Below are 15,358 nucleotides of genomic sequence, written 5' to 3' on the forward strand. Positions count from 1 at the left end.
GTGCCCCGCGTGCTCGCGTCCTCGATCGAGAGGCTCAAGCGGATCGTCGCCGGTTTCAGCGTCGCTCAACGCACCATCGCCGTGATCGGCGCGGCCCTCGTCGTGATGGGCGTGATCGCGCTCGGAAGCTGGCTCGCGAAACCGCAGATGAGTCCGTTGTTCACCGGCCTGAGCCCCAGCGACGCGTCGGCGGTCGTGGAGCAGCTCAAATCGGCGGGGGTGAGCTACGAGCTCACCGAGGGAGGCGCGACGGTCCTGGTGCCCGACGCGCAGGTCTACCCGCAGCGTCTGGCCGCCGCGGCGGCGGGGCTGCCCACCAACGACACCGGCGGGTACACGCTCCTCGACAAGATGGGCGTGACCGCCAGCGAGTTCCAGCAGTCGGTGACGTACAAGCGCGCCATCGAGGGCGAGCTCGCGGCGACCATCGGGGCGATGTCGGGCGTCACCGCGGCCTCCGTGCAACTGGCCATTCCCGAGCAGAGCGTGTTCGTGGCCGACACGCAGCACCCCACGGCATCCGTCTTCGTCAAGACCCAGGGCGGGGCCACCCTCAGCGACGACCAGATCGCCGCGATCGTGCATCTGACCAGCGCTTCGATCCCCGGGATGACCCCCGAGGACGTCGCGGTGACCGATCAGTCGGGTCGGGTGCTCGCGGCCGTGGGGCAGGGGCTCACCGGTTCCGCGAGCACGCAAGCCTCGGAACACGAGGCGAAGGTCGCCGGGGCGGTGACGAAGATGCTCGAGACCATCGTGGGGCCGGGCAACTCCACCGTCAGCGTCAGCACCGACGTGGCCAACTCGACCTCCGAGCGCATGGACGAGACCTACACCGCTCCCGAGGGCGGCGTGATGATGAACGAGCAGACCCGCACCCAGACCTCGAGCGGCGGTCAAGCGGGGGGAACGGGTGTGCTCGGACCCGACAACATCGCCGTGCCGAACACCGCAGGAGCGGGGTCGTTCGAGTCGGAGGAGTCCACGCGCAACAACGCCGTCAACAAGTCCACCGAGAAGACGACGACGCCGGCCGGTGAGGTCACCCGGCAGACCGTCAGCATCGCCCTCGATCGCGGGTCGGTGCAGGGTGTCACGGCCGAACAGGTGCAGGCGCTGGTGACCAACGCGGCGGGAATCGACGCGGCACGCGGCGATACCGTCACGGTGGAGTTCGTCGACTTCAGCCAGAGCGCCGCCGCCGCCGCCACCGCTGCGCTCGAGGCCGCGGAGGCCGAGAAGGCCGCGCTGGTGCAGTCGGAGCTCATGCGTGCGGCGATCATCGGCGGCTCGATCGTGCTCGCCGCCCTCATCCTCGTGATCGCCCTGCTGGTCCGGCGCCGCCTGAAACGCCGCACGCTCTACACCGACGACGGACCCATCGAGTACTTCGCGACGATGACCGAGACCGAGGAGCAGAAGCTCAAGACCCTCAAGGGCCTGGCCGAGCCCATCGCGCTGCCCGCGGTGCCGCCGACCAAGATCATCCCCACCCTGCTCGACATCGAAGAGGAGCCGGAGTCGCCGCAGGTGCTCGTCGAGCAGCGACGGCGCGAGGTGGACCAGCTCGCCAAGAGCGATCCGCAGAACGCGGCGAAGGCGCTCGCCCACATGATGGATGAGGCGACGGTATGAGCCTGCTGAACACCCGGGCGACGGACGCCGAGGAGGCCCCCGCCACCGCCGTGACCGAGGTGCTCGCCGTGCCGGCGGCTGCGACGTCGGGTCTGCGCAAGGCCGCGATCGTCATGCTCAACATGGACCGCGAGACCAGCGCCGAGGTGCTGCGTCATCTGGGCGAGGACCGGGCCGAGCTCCTGGCGGGCGAGCTCGCGCAGCTCGGCAGCATCGACACCGCGGCGACCGCCGCGGCTCTCGCCGACTTCCGCCGCATCGCCTCGGGTCGATCCCTCATGAGCCGCGGGGGAGAGCAGTTCGCGACCGGGCTGCTCGAGACGGCGTTCGGGCGCGAGAAGGCCGTGGGCATGGTCGGGCGCGTGATGTCGCAGGGCGTGGTCTCGTTCGACTTCCTCAACGCCGCGGATCCCACACAACTGGCCACGATCCTCGACGGCGAGATGCCGACCACCGTCGCCGTCGTGCTCGCGAACCTCCGCGCGGACCGCGCCGCCGCGGTCCTCGCCGCGCTGCAGGACCCGCTGCGCACCGACGTCGCGCAGGCGATCGCCGAGCTCGGGGTCGCCTCCCAGGAGGCGATCACCGTGGTCGCGGAGTCGTTGCGTGCGCGGACGGGGGTCTTCGGCATCCGCGAGGCGCACGAGGCGATCGGCGGCGTGCAGCCGTTGGTCGACATCATCAATCGGTCCGACACCGCGCTCGAGAAGGCGCTGCTGGCCGGCCTCGAAGACCGCGATCAGGTTCTCGCCGAAGAGGTTCGCAGCCGCATGCTGACCTTCGCCGACATCTCGCGTCTCGAGGACCGCGACGCCCAGCGCGTGCTGCGGGGGATCGACCTGCGCATCCTCGCTCTCGCGCTGAAGGGCGCCGACGATCAGATCGGCGAGGTGATCCGCCGCAACATGACCGAGCGCAACCGCGAGAACCTCGACGAGGAGACGCGCGCTCTCGGCCCCGTGCGCATGCGGCAGGTGGACGACGCGCGCGCCGAGGTCGTGCGCGTCATCCGCGAGCTCGAAGCCGCCGAGGAGATCACGCTCGCGCGCGAGGACGACGACGAACTGATCGAGTGACCACGGTGCCGACCGCCCTCTCGGGGGCGGCCGGTTACGGCGGGGCGCACCCGTCGCGATAGTCCGGGAAGAGCACGGATCGCTCGTCGACTTGGCCACGGATCGGCTTCGCCACAACCGCAGGGTGACCACCGTGTCCGATTCCGTCTTCACGCCGCTGGTGGTGCCGCGCGTGGGAGATGCGCGACCGGACGCGCGGGAGGTCGTCGACAGAGCACGGGCGCGGGGATACGCCGACGGGTTCGCCGCGGGCCGCCGCGATGCCCGGGCCGAACTCGAGCGCGAGCGGATCTTGGACGAGCGGCGGATCGCCGCGCGCGACGCCGCGGCCGACGCGGCCCACCGGGCAGCCCTCTCGGCTCTCGGCGAGGCGAAGGCCCGGCTCGACGCCGAGGTCGGCGCTCTCGTGGCATCCGATGTGCGACGCCTCGAGGAGCTCGCCGTCGAGATGGCCGCGGAGATCCTCCGAACGGAGATGTCGGATGCCGCCCGCTCGGCCGCGCACGCGATGCGGCGGGCCGCGGCCCAGACGCCCCGCGCGGCATGGGTGCGGGTGCACCTGAACGAACGCGACCTGCGCACACTCCGGGACGCGGCCGCCGCGGAACTCGCGGAGGGCGTGGAGGTCATGGCGGACGCCGACGTGGATCCCGGCGGCGCGATCGTCCGGATCGCGCACGGCAGCGTGGACACGCGGATCGGTGCGGCCTTCGAGCGGGCGCGCGCAGAACTCGCTCTGGACGACGACGGCGAGGCAGGCTCGTGAGCGTCGCCACCCGTCGCTGGGAGCGCGCACTGCGGTCGACCGGTCCGCGCCGCTCGGGGGTCGTGAAGGCCGTGGTGGGTCTCGGCGTCGAGGCGCTCGGCATCCCCGCCGCCGTCGGCGACCGCGTGCGCATCGAAGCGGCCGGCGCCGTCGAGATCGAGGCCGAGGTCGTCGCGGTCGACGGCGAGGCCGTGCGCTGCATGCCGATGGGCCCGATGACCGGTGTGCGCGTCGGTGCGGCGGTGCACCACTCCGGTGCGGCGCTGACGGTGCCGACCGGTCGCGGCCTGCTGGGGCGCGTCCTCGACGGTCTCGGTCGCCCGATCGATGGTCTCGGCCCGCTCACCGGCGCCCCCGTCGTCGCCCTGGGCAACACCGCGCCCAGCGTCATCGGACGCCAGCGGATCGACCGCCAACTGGGGCTGGGTGTGCGCGCGCTCGACACGATGACCCCCGTCGGCGTGGGCCAGCGACTCGGACTGTTCGCGGGCTCGGGGGTCGGCAAGTCGTCGCTGATGTCGATGATCGCGCGCGGCTCGACCGCCGACGTCACCGTGATCGCGCTGGTGGGCGAGCGCGGTCGCGAGGTGCGGGAGTTCCTCGAGGACGACCTCGGTCCCGAGGGCCTCGCGCGCGCGGTGGTCGTGGTCGCCACCTCGGATCAACCGGCGATGGCGCGCCTGCGGTCGGCCTTCGTCGCGACGCGCATCGCCGAGCAGTTCCGCGACGACGGCCTCGACGTGGTGCTGATGATGGACTCGCTCACGCGCGTGGCGATGGCCCAGCGCGAGATCGGACTGTCTGCGGGGGAACCGCCCGCGACCCGCGGCTACCCGCCCTCCACCTTCTCGGTGTTGGCGGGCCTGCTCGAGCGCGCGGGCACCGGGCCCACCGGGTCGATCACGGGGCTGTACACCGTGCTCGTCGACGGCGACGATCACAACGAGCCGGTCGCCGACGCCGCGCGCGGGATCCTCGACGGGCACGTGGTGCTGGACCGCGGTCTCGCCGTGCGCGGCCACTTTCCGGCGATCGACGTGCTCGGGTCGGTCTCGCGCGTGGTGTCGAAGGTGACCTCGCCCGACCAACGCGAGGCGGCGGTGACCCTGCGCCGCGTGCTCGCCGCCCGTCGGCAGGCGAACGACCTCATCGACATCGGCGCGTACAAGGCGGGGGCGAATCCGCTCGTGGATGCCGCCCTCGCCCATCAAGGCGCCATCGACGGGTTCCTCACCCAGCGCATGGACGATCTGACCCCGACCGACGACTCCTGGCGGCGGTTGGCCGCCCTGACGACCACCTTCGGAGGACTCTCATGACGTTCCCCCTCTCCGGGCTGCTGCGCGTGCGCGGCGTGCAGGAGCGCGCCGCGGCCGAGTCGCTGTCGCACGCTCGCGCCGAGGCCGTCGCCGCCGAGACGGCGGTCGAGCACGCGGTGTCGAGCCTGAGCGACATCGCCACCGAGATCGACGACCCCGCGACGCTGCTGGCGATGGCCGCGGCCCGATCCTCGGGGCAGGCGGCGCTGGCCGACCTGCGTGCTCTCGCGGAGCTCCGACAGGATGCCGCGGAGGCCGCGTCTGCCGCCCACGTCGAGGCCCGCCGCGAGCTCAAGGGACTCGAGCGGCTCGAGAGCGCCCACCGCGCGAGCGAGCTCGCGCAGGAACAGCGCGCCGAACAGAGCGCGCTCGACGAGATCGCCGTGGTGCGTGCGGCGCGCGACGCGGGGAGCGCCGCGTGAGCATGCTGCTGCCGACCGCGGGGTCGATGCCCGCCTCGCCCCGGAGTGCGCGCTCGACGGGCGAGGGGTCGGGGCCCGCGGCCACGCGCACGAGCTTCGCGGACGCGCTGGCCCACGCCGCGGTGAGCCGGGATGATGAGCCCGCTCCGGTTCTCGCGGCCGGGCCGGCGCCCGCCGCGCGAGACACCCTCGACGCCCCCGCGGACGGCTGCGATGATCGTCCCGTCGAACCGGGGCCGTCTTCGGGGTCGGATGCCGCGATCGTCGGGCCCGAAGCCCTCACGGGTATCGCGATACCCGCGTCCGCGGCGGTCCGGGCGGACGCCGTTCCGATGGCCGGGAGCGCCGCGTCGCCCACCGCCGCGACCGAGTCGATCGCGACAGCCGCAGCGGGGGAGCCGTTCGCGCGGACGCCTGCTCCGGCCGTCGGAGCGCCGGAGGCCGGACCCCTCGGGGGAGTGCCCCTCGCCGGGATCGCCACCGACGCCGCGAGACCCGCGGGCGACGCTCGCCTCGACACGGCGCCCGTCGCGCTCGCCGCGGGAGGCGGTACCGAGATCCCGTCCGATCCGACGACGCCCGCAGCGGTCACCGCCGGTACCCGCGCGGACGCCGCCCTGCCGACATCGGCGCGGCCCGGTGCCGCCGTCGCTTTCCCCCGCGAGGCCGCGGCGGCGGTACCGCCGGCGACCGCGACCGTTTCCGAGGAACCTCCCGGGCCCGAGGTTCCGCGGGCCGTGCCGGCATCCACCGGCGCGCCTGTCCGTGCCCCTCCCCCGGCCGCCGCCGCGGGGCCGGCGGGCACGCCCGAGCCGGCGCACCCCGGCGGCGTCGTCGTCACCGGGCTCGCCCTCGCCGCCGCGCCGGAGGACGCACCGACCCGACACGAGGCGGCACCGTCGGTGGCGGCGACCGCCGGGTCGACCGGCGTCGCGGCAACCGCGCCCCTGTCGGCATCCGTCCCTCTCGCACCCGCCCCGGAGCAGACCGCTGCGCCGACCGCGACCCCGCGCTCGATCGCCGCTCACGTCGCACCCGCGATCATGCACATCGCCCAGCGCCCGGCGGGCGCCCACCAGATCACGCTGACCGTCACCCCCGAAGAGATGGGACCGGTGACCGTGCGCGCCCACCTCGGCGCCGGGGGCGAGGTGCGCATCGACCTGGCGGGAGCCACCGAGGCGGGCCGTGAGGCGTTGCGCGTCATCGTCGCCGACCTCCGCCGCGATCTGGCCGCGGTCATGCCGCACGCCCACCTCAGCCTCGGGTCATCCCTCACCGCCGACGCCGGAACGGGCGAGCGCGGCGCTCCCGGGGAGAACGGGGCCGACTCGTCCGACCCCGGTCGCGTTCAACGTTCCGACGACACCGCCCCGTCGGCATCCGCCCGTCCCCCCGCCCGTCTCCTGCCCGCGCTCTCGCCCGCCGTCACCGGTCGCGGGCTCGACATTCTCGTCTGAGAGGACCGCCATGCCCGTCACCGCCGTCACCGGCTCGCCCGACCCGATCCCCGCGAACACGACCACCGCGACGACGACCGCCGTCGCGGCGAAGAAGGGGCTCGACAGCGAGGTGTTCATGAGACTGCTCGTCACGCAGCTGACGAACCAGGATCCGTCCACCCCGATGGACACCAACCAGATGATCTCGCAGACCACGCAGCTGGCCATGATGGAGCAGCTGACGGCGATGAGCCGCACCTCCACCGAGGCGTTCGCCCTGGACATGCGCCAGGCCGCCTCGACGCTCATCGGGCAGCAGGCCGGCTACCTCGACGCGAAGGGTCTCGCCGTCACGGGGACCGTGACCAAGGTGAGCTTCGACGGCGCCATCCCGCAGGTCACCATCGGCGACGCGACGGTCCCGCTCGATGAGATCACCTCCCTCGCCACCGCCGCTTCCCGCGCGTCCGCCTGACCACCCACACGAAAGAGACCTCCATGCTCCGTTCCCTCTCGTCCGGCATCTCCGGACTCCGTGCGCACCAGACCATGCTCGACACCACCGGCAACAACATCGCCAACGTCAACACCGCAGGATTCAAGGGCTCCTCGGTGCTCTTCCAGGACACGCTGTCGCAGGCGGTCGGCGGTGCCGCGATCCCCGGCGCCGGCGCCGGCGGTCGCAACCCCGCTCAGGTCGGACTCGGCGTCCAGGTCGCGGGCATCCGCACGAACTTCAGCCAGGGCGCCGCGCAGACCACCGGCCGCGGCGGTGACCTGATGATCCAGGGTGACGGCTTCTTCGCGGTGCGTTCGGGCGGGGAGACCCTCTACACGCGCGCGGGAGGCTTCGGCTTCGACGGAGCCGGAAACATGGTCACCGCCGACGGAGCGTTCGTGCAGGGATGGATCGCCCAGAACGGTGTCCTGGGCACCGGCCAGGCGGTCGGGAACATCTCCCTGCCCCAGGGGGTGGTCTCGCCGGCGCGCGCGACCACGGCGGCGACCGTGACGGGCAACCTGCCTTCGTCCGCCGCCGTCGGTGACCAGCTCGTCCGCGACATCGACGTGCACGACGCCCAGGGCACGACCACCGCCCTCAGCCTCACCTTCACCCGGACCGCGACGGGGTGGGACGTCACCGAACCCGTCAGCGGCGCGACCGGCGCCCTCGCGTTCACCGACGGCCGCCAGAGCGCGGGACTCACCCTCGATGCCGGCGGCGTCGCGGTCGACCTCACCGCGGTCACCGGCTTCGCCGACCTGAGCACGGTCGCGATCACCTCGCAGGACGGGGCCGCGGCCGGCACCCTGCAGTCCTACTCGATCACCGGAGACGGCTCGATCGTGGGCACGTTCTCGAACGGCCGTACCGAGACCCTGGCGAAGGTCGCGATGGTCACCTTCGCCAACGCCGAAGGCCTCGAGAAGGTCGGCGGGACGGCCTATCGCGCCTCCGTCAACAGCGGCGGTGCGCAGGTCGGCGAGGCCGGTCAAGCCGGTTTCGGCAAGCTCGTCTCGGGTTCGCTCGAGATGAGCAACGTCGACCTCTCGCAGGAGTTCACCAACCTCATCGTCGCGCAGCGCGGCTTCCAGGCGAGCGCGCGCATCATCACCACGAGCGACGAGGTGCTGCAGGAGCTCACCAACCTCAAGCGCTGACCCGGCGCCCCTCGATGGCGCGGCCCACCCGAGTTACCCGCGGTGGGCCGCGTCGCGATAGTCGGGGGCGTCCCCTCACCCATCGACCGGAGATCTCCCGATGATCACGCTCACCCGTCTCGACCACACGCGATTCGCGGTGAACCCCGATCTGATCGAACGGGTGCACGAGTCTCCCGACACCACGCTGCACATGGTCGACGGCCGCGTCTACAACGTCGAAGAGAGCCTCGACGAGCTCATCGAGCGCATCATCGCTTACCGCGCGCGCGTGCTCGCCGCGGCATCCGCTCTCTCGGCCCCGTCGGAGCGCTGACATGGACATCGCTTTCGTCGTCGGCGTCGTCGTGGCCTTCGGGGCCCTGTACGCCATGATCACGATGGAGGGCGCCCACCTGAGCGCGCTCCTGCTGCCCGCCCCGATGATCCTCGTGCTCGGCTCGACCATCGGCGTCGGCATCGCCAGCCACACGCTGCGCGACGCGATCGCGGCCTTCGGCTCGTTGGGGCGGATGGCGCGCGGTCCGCGATCCACCCCGGCCGCCGTCATCCCGATCCTCGTCTCCTACGCCGAGAAGGCGCGGACCGAGGGCCTGCTGCGCCTCGAGGACGAGCTCGACTCCGCGCCCGACGACTACACCCGCCGCGCCGTGCAGGCGGTGGCCGACGGCGTCGACGCCGAAGAGCTGCGAACGCTGATGGACGACGAGATCGTCGCCGAGGCCGCGCGCAACCGCGTGGCCGCGCGGTTCTTCTCCGCCCTCGGCGGCTACGCACCCACGATCGGCATCGTCGGGACGGTCGTCTCGCTCACGCACGTGCTCGAGAACCTCGACAAGCCCGACGAGCTCGGCCACATGATCGCGGCCGCCTTCGTCGCCACCCTCTGGGGCCTGTTGTCGGCCAATTTCATCTGGAACCCCATCGCGGGGCGGCTGAATCGCATGGCCGCCGTCGAGCAGGAGCGCATGACGCTCGTGTGCGAGGGGATCCTCGCCATCCAGGCCGGCAGTGCGCCGCGCCTGGTCGAGGAGCGTCTGCTGGCGCTGACCACCTACAAACCGAAGAAGAAGAAAGAGCCCCGGCCCGACAAGGTCGCAGTGACCGGGGATGCCGAGTGAGCAGCAGGCGCCCCGCGCGCGGACGCGGCCACGACGAGGGCGAGCACGACGAGCCCGACGAGCGCTGGGCGGTGTCCTACTCCGACATGGTGACGGTTCTGATGTGCCTGTTCATCGTGCTGTACGCCGTGTCGATCGTCGACGAGACCAAGTACGAACAGCTCAAGAACGGTCTCGCCGAGGCGTTCGGGCAATCCCAGACGCCGGGCGGCGGCGACTTCACCGAGGGGCTCGTGATCCCGCCCGAGCTGCTGGCGGAGGAGGGCGTCGAGGACGTCGCGGTGCGCGCGGCTCGCGAGCGCGACGACCTCGAGCAGATGAAGCAGCAGATCACCTCCGCGCTGGCAGCGCAGGGCCTGGCCGAGACCGTGGACTTCGTCATCGACGAGCGCGGTCTGAAGGTGGGCCTGGTCGGCGCCGAGACGTTCTTCACCGACAACCGCACCGACCTCTCGGCGAAGGCGGATGCCGTCCTCGACGCGGTCGGCGACGTGCTGGCCGCCGCGGGCAACCCCCTCAGTATCGAGGGGCACGCCGACCATCGCGCGGCGGTCGCTCCCTACGAGAGCAACTGGGAGCTCAGCAGCGGACGCGCCACCAAGGTCGCACGGTTCCTCGTCGAGCACGAGGGCATCACCGGGTCCCGTGTGCAGGCGGTCGGTTACTCCGATCAACGCCCCCTCGTCGAGGGCGACACCGCGGAAGACCTGGCGGCGAACCGCCGCGTGGACATCGTCGTGCAATCCACCGAGGAGGAGAAGGTACGTGCTCTCATCCCCGGACTCGTCCAGACCGCTCCGCAGGGCTGACCCCTCGTGACCACCACTCTCAAGGAGACCGCCATGGCGACCACCGCCGTCCGCGACGACCCCCTGCGCCGCTATCCCGCCTATGACTTCAGCCGCCCCGTCCAGCTGGGTCGGGAGCACCGGCGCCGGGTGGAGGCGGCTTTCGAGGCATTCGCGCGACAGTGGGCGTCGCAACTGACCGGCAAGGTCCGCATGCGCACCCACCTGACGCTCGAGGGCGTGGAGTCGATGTCGTACCAGGAGTACGCCGACACCCTCCCGGCGACGACCGCGATGGTCACCGGTGCGACCGCGGGGCGCGACGAGCCAGGAGTGGTGCAGTTCGATCTCGGCGTGGCGCTGACGTGGGTCGTGCAGATGCTCGGCGGCAAGAGCAGCGCGCCGATCGAGCCGCGCACCCTGACCCCCATCGAGTCGGCGCTGATCCGGCAGCTGATGGACCGTACCTTCGAGCTGTTGACGACGAGCCTGGGCATGCTGCTCCCGGCCGAGCTCACCTACGCGGGCCTGCACGACAACCCGCAGTACCTGCAGGTCATCTCGCCCGGTGAGGCCGTCGTCGTCGCGCGGTTCGCGATGCGGATGGGGGAGTCGCATTCGACCGCGACGGTCATGCTGCCCACCGCCGTCGTCGTCGACCAACTCGCCGAGAGCGAGCGCGATGCCGCCTCCGCCCACCGTGCGGGCGCGACGGCCGACCAGGTGCTCGCCACCCCGCTGGAGGTGTCGCTGCGCGTCGCGCCCCGCGTCATCGGCGCCGGAGAGGTCCTCGACCTCGCCCCGGGCGACCTGTTGCGCTTCTCGCACCCCGAGACCAAGCCCTTCGAACTCGTCGTCGGCGACACCCCGGTCGCACGTGCCGTTCCCGGTGCCCAGGGGTCGCGGCTCGCGTGCACGATCACCACCATCCTCGAGGAGACCACCCGATGAGCACCTTCCACGCCGCCGCCATGGCCGCCGCGATCGCGGCGAAACTCCCCTTCGGCTTCCCCGTGCTGCCCACGCCCTCCACCGATCCCGGGGCGACCGGCAGCGCGGTCGTCGTCGCCTTCAGCGGCACCCCGGGCGCGAGGATCGCGATCCAGGTCGCGGATGCCGCGGCCCTCGACGACGGCTCGATCGATCAGCAGCTGTCCGACCGCCTGCACCCCGCCTTCGAGGCGGCCGTGGCCGTGCTCGGAGCCGGCACCCTCGGTGAGGGGGAGGAGATGGATGCCGCGAGCGTCTTCGCCGAGGCCGGTGTCCAGGTGTTCGACCTCGTCCGCGAAGACGGCAGCACCGTCGCCCGCGCGGCGATTCGCATCGACGACGCCCGCGTGGCGACGTCAACGACGGGCCCGGCCCGTCTCAGCCGGATCGCCGGGGTCGAGATGGAGCTGGTGGTCGAGATCGGACGCACGCGGCTTCCCGTGCGCGACCTGCTGAGCCTTGAGCCCGGTCACGTCGTCGAGTTGGACCGCGCCGCGGGATCCCCCGCCGACATCACCCTCAACGGTCGCCTCATCGGCCACGGCACCGTCGTCGTCGCCGACGGCGACTTCGCGGTGCGCGTCGAGCGCATCATCGACCAGACCGGGACCGACTGATCGTGGACGAACTGCTCCTCGCGGCGCGCACCGTCGTTTCGCTCGCGGCGGTGGTGGGGCTTCTGCTCTTCCTGGCCCAGCGCGTGCAGAAAGGACAGGCCGCGGGTGACGGGCCGTTCTCGGCGCTCGTTCCCCAGAGACTCGGCCGGCTGCGGAACCTCCCCGGCCTTTCCCCGCGGACGCGGACGGCGTCCCCCTCCCGGCCGCGGAGCGAGAAGATCACGGTCGTCGCCCGTACCGGTCTCGGTGGTCGCGCCCAGCTCGTCGTCGCGGAGTTCGGCGGCATCCGCTACGTGCTCGGCGTGAGCGAGAAGGGCATCGACGTCGTCGACACGCAGGAGGCGCCGATCGACGACGCCGAGCGGAGCGAGAACGTCGTGACGCTGACCGATACCGGCAGCCCGCGCGGCGCCGAGACCTCCGGGGCCCACGCGGCCTGAACGGTTACCGCGTGCGGGCGTCGTCGCGATAGTCGGTCGCGAGCACGGATCGCTCGACCCCTGGCTACGGATCGGCCTCGTCACCCACGCACGGAGTGCCGTCTTGCCCGTTCCCTCGTCGCGCATCGCGCCCCGCCGACGTCGGCGCTCCCGCGGGCGTCGGGGTGCCGGCATCCTGATGCTGTTCGCGGTCGTGGCCATGCTGTTCGTCGGCGACATCGTCGCGGGCGGCGTGGCTCAGGCGGCCACCGGAGAGCCGGGCGGCGTCAGCATCAACGGCATCAACGCCACGCCCTCCGACAGCATCACGACACTGCTGGGCATCACCGTCCTCAGCGTCGCGCCGGCTCTGCTGCTGATGATGACGAGCTTCACGAAGATCTTCGTGGTGCTCGCGCTCACCCGCAACGCGCTCTCGCTGCCGTCGATCCCCCCGAACCAGGTGCTCGCGGGGCTCAGCCTCTTCCTGACGCTGTTCATCATGTGGCCGGTGCTGACCGAGATCAACCAGCTCGCCGTCGCGCCCTTCACCGCGGGACAGATCGACTTCGGGCAGGCCTTCGACGCAGCTCAAGCCCCTCTTCGCACGTGGATGCTGCAGTTCACGCGCGAAGAGGACATCGCGCTGATGCATCGCGCCGCGCAGATGGCCAACCCGGACAGCCCCGAGGTCATCCCGCTGTACACCCTCATCCCGGCGTTCATGCTCAGCGAGCTGCGCGCGGCCTTCGTGATCGGGTTCATCGTGTTCATCCCGTTCCTCGTGATCGATCTCGTCGTCTCGAGCGCGCTGATGTCGATGGGCATGATGATGCTGCCGCCGGTCATGATCTCGTTGCCCTTCAAGATCCTGCTGTTCCTGCTCGTCGACGGGTGGGGCCTGGTGATCACCTCGCTGGTGCAGTCCTATCGAGGCGGCGCATGAACCCCGAAGCGGTCATCGACGTCGGCGCGAGCGCCCTGATCCTCGCGGCCAAGCTCAGCGCGCCGCTGCTCATCACCGCCCTCGTGGTCGGTTTCGCCATCTCGCTCCTGCAGTCGATCACGCAGGTGCAGGAGATGACGATGTCGTTCGTGCCGAAGCTGCTGGCGGTCGGGATCGCGCTCATGGTCTGCGGCAACTGGATGATCGCCGAGAGCGTCGCCTTCACGCACGAGCTCTTCGGGCGCCTCCCGTCGCTCCTGAACGGCGGCGGATGAACATCCCCGTCGACTTCCGGTGGCTCGAGGCGACGGCCCTCGCGATCGTGCGCATCACGGCGTTCCTGGTGATCGCGCCGCCCTTCAGCCACGGCTCGATCCCCATGCGGGTGCGCGCGATGCTCGGGGTGGGACTCGGGCTGGCGGTGTCGCCCGTGGTCGTTCCGGGATACCAGCGTCTGGACACCGCAGGGTTCCTGTTCGCGGCCGCGGGCCAGGTGCTCGTCGGGGCGTTGCTCGGTTTTCTCGTGCTGGTGCTCTTCAGCGCCGTTCAGGGCGCGGGCTTCCTGGTCGACACCTTCGGCGGTTTTCAACTCGCCCAGGCCTACGACCCGGGCATGAACGTCAACGGCGCCCAGTTCACGCGTCTGTTCCAGATGACCGCCATCCTGCTGCTGTTCGCGTCGGACGCGTACCAGCTCGTGCTGGGCGGCCTGTTCCGCTCGTTCGACGCGGTCTCGGTCGCGGGGGCGCTGGACCTGTCGCGCCCCGCCGAGGTGCTGACCTCCGCGGTGGGGCAGATGCTGCTCAGCGCGGTGCAGATCGCAGGTCCGCTTCTGATCGTGCTGTTCTTGGCCGACGTCGGGCTCGGTCTCGTCTCGCGCGTGGCCCCCGCCCTCAACGCCTTCGCGCTGGGCTTTCCCATCAAGATCGCACTCACCTTCCTGCTGGTGGGCTTCGTCTTCGCCGCCCTGCCCTCGATCGTCTCCGCGATCGCGGACGAGGCCGCCCGACTCGTGATCGGGGTCACCCGATGAGCGGGACGGATGCCGGGGAGCGCACCGAGAAAGCGACTCCGGAGCGACTGAAGAAGGCGATCGCGAAGGGGCGCATCGGGCGCAGCCAGGACTTCACGGCGTGGGTGGGGATCGGCGCTGCCGGCGTGATGATGCCCGCGACGCTGTCCTCGGCCTCGGCGGTGCTCACGGAGCAGACGCTGCGGGTGGGGGCGGTGGCGAAGGACCCGTCGGTGGGCGCCGTCGTCGAGTCGCTGGGCGGCGCGATCGCCTCGGTCGGTCAGGTGCTCCTGCCGCTTCTGATCGTGGTGCTGGGGGCCACGACCCTCACGGCGATCGCGCAGGGCGGCATCCATCTGCGGGGCATTCCCGCGCGGGTCGAGCAGTTCGACGTGGTCGCGGGGCTCAGGCGGACCGTCGGCGTCGCGGCCCTCTGGGAGGGGATCAAGGCGCTGCTGAAGACCGCGGCGATCGCAGCGGCGCTGTGGAGCGTGGTCGCCGGACTCGTGCCGATCCTCATGGGGAGCGGTCGTCACCGCATCGCGTGGCTGCTCGAGGTGGCGGGTCAGGCCGTGGCGACGCTGCTGCAGGTGGCCGTGGTCGTGGGCCTGCTCCTGGCGGCGATCGACGTCTTCGTGGTGATCTCGCGCAACCGCAAGCACACCCGCATGACCAAGCAGGAAGCGCGCGACGAGCACAAGAAGAGCGAGGGCGACCCGCTCATCCGCTCGCAACGTCGAGCGCGTCAGCTCGCGGTGAGTCGCAACCGCATGATCGCCGCGGTGGCCGACAGTGACGTGGTGCTCGTGAACCCGACGCATGTCGCCGTCGCCCTCCGCTACGAGCCGGGGACATCGGCTCCGCGCGTCGTCGCCAAGGGCGCCGGCGTGATCGCCCAGAAGATCCGCGAGCGCGCCCAGGAGGCCGCCGTGCCGCTGGTGCGCGACGTCCCGCTCGCGCGAGCTCTGCACGCGAGCGTGGAGATCGGTCGCGAGATCCCCGAAGAGCTGTACACCGCCGTGGCGCAGGTCCTCGCCTTCGTCCAACACCTGAAGACGAGGGGCTCGCGCAAGGGGACGTTCGAGATGCCCCCGGCCGCCCTGACCGGACGCGGCCTGTAGCCGCCCGAGAACCATGACACGA

The 15,358-nt window shown here is 71.6% G+C and carries 18 protein-coding genes; all 18 read left to right on the plus strand.

Annotation, left to right across the window (positions count from 1 at the left end; translation table 11 throughout):
* On the plus strand, positions 1-1,635 hold the full coding sequence (gene fliF / locus OVA17_RS10190; protein ID WP_267786447.1) for a flagellar basal-body MS-ring/collar protein FliF: 1,635 nt from the start codon (positions 1-3) through the stop codon (positions 1,633-1,635).
* Complete coding sequence (gene fliG, locus OVA17_RS10195; protein ID WP_267786448.1) at positions 1,632-2,711, plus strand: flagellar motor switch protein FliG; 1,080 nt, start codon at positions 1,632-1,634, stop codon at positions 2,709-2,711. Before fliF ends, fliG begins: the two co-directional genes overlap by 4 nt.
* A 133-nt stretch (positions 2,712-2,844) precedes the next feature.
* The gene (locus tag OVA17_RS10200; protein ID WP_267786449.1) at positions 2,845-3,477 is read left to right on the plus strand and encodes a FliH/SctL family protein; all 633 of its coding nucleotides are present in this window, start codon (positions 2,845-2,847) and stop codon (positions 3,475-3,477) included.
* Positions 3,474-4,796, plus strand: coding sequence for a FliI/YscN family ATPase (locus OVA17_RS10205; RefSeq protein WP_267786450.1), 1,323 nt, complete (start codon positions 3,474-3,476; stop codon positions 4,794-4,796). Before OVA17_RS10200 ends, OVA17_RS10205 begins: the two co-directional genes overlap by 4 nt.
* A complete protein-coding gene (locus tag OVA17_RS10210) occupies positions 4,793-5,218 on the plus strand; it encodes a flagellar FliJ family protein (protein WP_267786451.1) in 426 nt (141 codons plus the stop codon). The genes OVA17_RS10205 and OVA17_RS10210 overlap by 4 nt, the downstream gene beginning before the upstream one ends.
* Positions 5,215-6,678: a hypothetical protein gene (locus OVA17_RS10215; RefSeq protein WP_267786452.1), complete on the plus strand. Its 1,464-nt coding sequence runs from the start codon at positions 5,215-5,217 to the stop codon at positions 6,676-6,678. Before OVA17_RS10210 ends, OVA17_RS10215 begins: the two co-directional genes overlap by 4 nt.
* Positions 6,679-6,688: 10 nt before the next feature.
* A complete protein-coding gene (locus tag OVA17_RS10220) occupies positions 6,689-7,135 on the plus strand; it encodes a flagellar hook capping FlgD N-terminal domain-containing protein (protein WP_267786453.1) in 447 nt (148 codons plus the stop codon).
* A 23-nt stretch (positions 7,136-7,158) separates the two neighbouring features.
* Positions 7,159-8,322, plus strand: a complete 1,164-nt coding sequence (locus OVA17_RS10225) for a flagellar hook protein FlgE (RefSeq protein WP_210072039.1) — start codon at positions 7,159-7,161, stop codon at positions 8,320-8,322.
* 100 nt (positions 8,323-8,422) lie between these two features.
* Entirely contained in the window at positions 8,423-8,638 is a 216-nt protein-coding gene (locus OVA17_RS10230) for a flagellar FlbD family protein (protein WP_267786454.1), read from the plus strand.
* A gap of 1 nt (position 8,639) precedes the next feature.
* Positions 8,640-9,443 (plus strand): motility protein A, encoded by an 804-nt coding sequence (locus OVA17_RS10235; RefSeq protein ID WP_267786455.1) that lies wholly within the window; start codon positions 8,640-8,642, stop codon positions 9,441-9,443.
* Entirely contained in the window at positions 9,440-10,252 is an 813-nt protein-coding gene (locus OVA17_RS10240; RefSeq protein WP_267786457.1) for an OmpA/MotB family protein, read from the plus strand. The genes OVA17_RS10235 and OVA17_RS10240 overlap by 4 nt, the downstream gene beginning before the upstream one ends.
* A gap of 6 nt (positions 10,253-10,258) precedes the next feature.
* Entirely contained in the window at positions 10,259-11,182 is a 924-nt protein-coding gene (locus OVA17_RS10245) for a flagellar motor switch protein FliM (RefSeq protein WP_267786459.1), read from the plus strand.
* Positions 11,179-11,838 (plus strand): FliM/FliN family flagellar motor switch protein, encoded by a 660-nt coding sequence (locus OVA17_RS10250; RefSeq protein WP_267786460.1) that lies wholly within the window; start codon positions 11,179-11,181, stop codon positions 11,836-11,838. The genes OVA17_RS10245 and OVA17_RS10250 overlap by 4 nt, the downstream gene beginning before the upstream one ends.
* Positions 11,839-11,840: 2 nt before the next feature.
* Positions 11,841-12,278 (plus strand): flagellar biosynthetic protein FliO, encoded by a 438-nt coding sequence (locus OVA17_RS10255; protein ID WP_267786461.1) that lies wholly within the window; start codon positions 11,841-11,843, stop codon positions 12,276-12,278.
* Between the two features lie 178 nt (positions 12,279-12,456).
* Positions 12,457-13,203, plus strand: coding sequence for a flagellar type III secretion system pore protein FliP (fliP, locus tag OVA17_RS10260; RefSeq protein ID WP_267789380.1), 747 nt, complete (start codon positions 12,457-12,459; stop codon positions 13,201-13,203).
* The gene (gene fliQ / locus OVA17_RS10265) at positions 13,200-13,478 is read left to right on the plus strand and encodes a flagellar biosynthesis protein FliQ (protein WP_267786462.1); all 279 of its coding nucleotides are present in this window, start codon (positions 13,200-13,202) and stop codon (positions 13,476-13,478) included. Before fliP ends, fliQ begins: the two co-directional genes overlap by 4 nt.
* The gene (locus OVA17_RS10270; RefSeq protein WP_210072031.1) at positions 13,475-14,236 is read left to right on the plus strand and encodes a flagellar biosynthetic protein FliR; all 762 of its coding nucleotides are present in this window, start codon (positions 13,475-13,477) and stop codon (positions 14,234-14,236) included. The genes fliQ and OVA17_RS10270 overlap by 4 nt, the downstream gene beginning before the upstream one ends.
* Positions 14,233-15,336 carry an EscU/YscU/HrcU family type III secretion system export apparatus switch protein gene (locus tag OVA17_RS10275; protein ID WP_267786463.1) on the plus strand — a complete coding sequence of 368 codons (1,104 nt, stop codon included), beginning with the start codon at positions 14,233-14,235 and terminating at the stop codon, positions 15,334-15,336. Before OVA17_RS10270 ends, OVA17_RS10275 begins: the two co-directional genes overlap by 4 nt.
* The last annotated feature ends 22 nt before the right edge of the window (positions 15,337-15,358 follow it).

The organism is Microbacterium sp. SL75 (assembly GCF_026625865.1).
In the GTDB taxonomy this organism is placed as follows: Bacteria; Actinomycetota; Actinomycetes; order Actinomycetales; family Microbacteriaceae; genus Microbacterium.

Bases quoted from the DNA above. Each gene is read 5' to 3' on its own strand.
- fliG (WP_267786448.1), top strand. From the start codon at position 1,632: ATGAGCCTGCTGAACACCCGGGCGACGGACGCCGAGGAGGCCCCCGCC.
- OVA17_RS10210 (WP_267786451.1), top strand. From the start codon at position 4,793: ATGACGTTCCCCCTCTCCGGGCTGCTGCGCGTGCGCGGCGTGCAGGAG.
- OVA17_RS10220 (WP_267786453.1), top strand. From the start codon at position 6,689: ATGCCCGTCACCGCCGTCACCGGCTCGCCCGACCCGATCCCCGCGAAC.
- OVA17_RS10225 (WP_210072039.1), top strand. From the start codon at position 7,159: ATGCTCCGTTCCCTCTCGTCCGGCATCTCCGGACTCCGTGCGCACCAG.
- OVA17_RS10230 (WP_267786454.1), top strand. From the start codon at position 8,423: ATGATCACGCTCACCCGTCTCGACCACACGCGATTCGCGGTGAACCCC.
- OVA17_RS10235 (WP_267786455.1), top strand. From the start codon at position 8,640: ATGGACATCGCTTTCGTCGTCGGCGTCGTCGTGGCCTTCGGGGCCCTG.
- OVA17_RS10250 (WP_267786460.1), top strand. From the start codon at position 11,179: ATGAGCACCTTCCACGCCGCCGCCATGGCCGCCGCGATCGCGGCGAAA.
- fliP (WP_267789380.1), top strand. From the start codon at position 12,457: ATGCTGTTCGCGGTCGTGGCCATGCTGTTCGTCGGCGACATCGTCGCG.
- fliQ (WP_267786462.1), top strand. From the start codon at position 13,200: ATGAACCCCGAAGCGGTCATCGACGTCGGCGCGAGCGCCCTGATCCTC.
- OVA17_RS10270 (WP_210072031.1), top strand. From the start codon at position 13,475: ATGAACATCCCCGTCGACTTCCGGTGGCTCGAGGCGACGGCCCTCGCG.
- OVA17_RS10275 (WP_267786463.1), top strand. From the start codon at position 14,233: ATGAGCGGGACGGATGCCGGGGAGCGCACCGAGAAAGCGACTCCGGAG.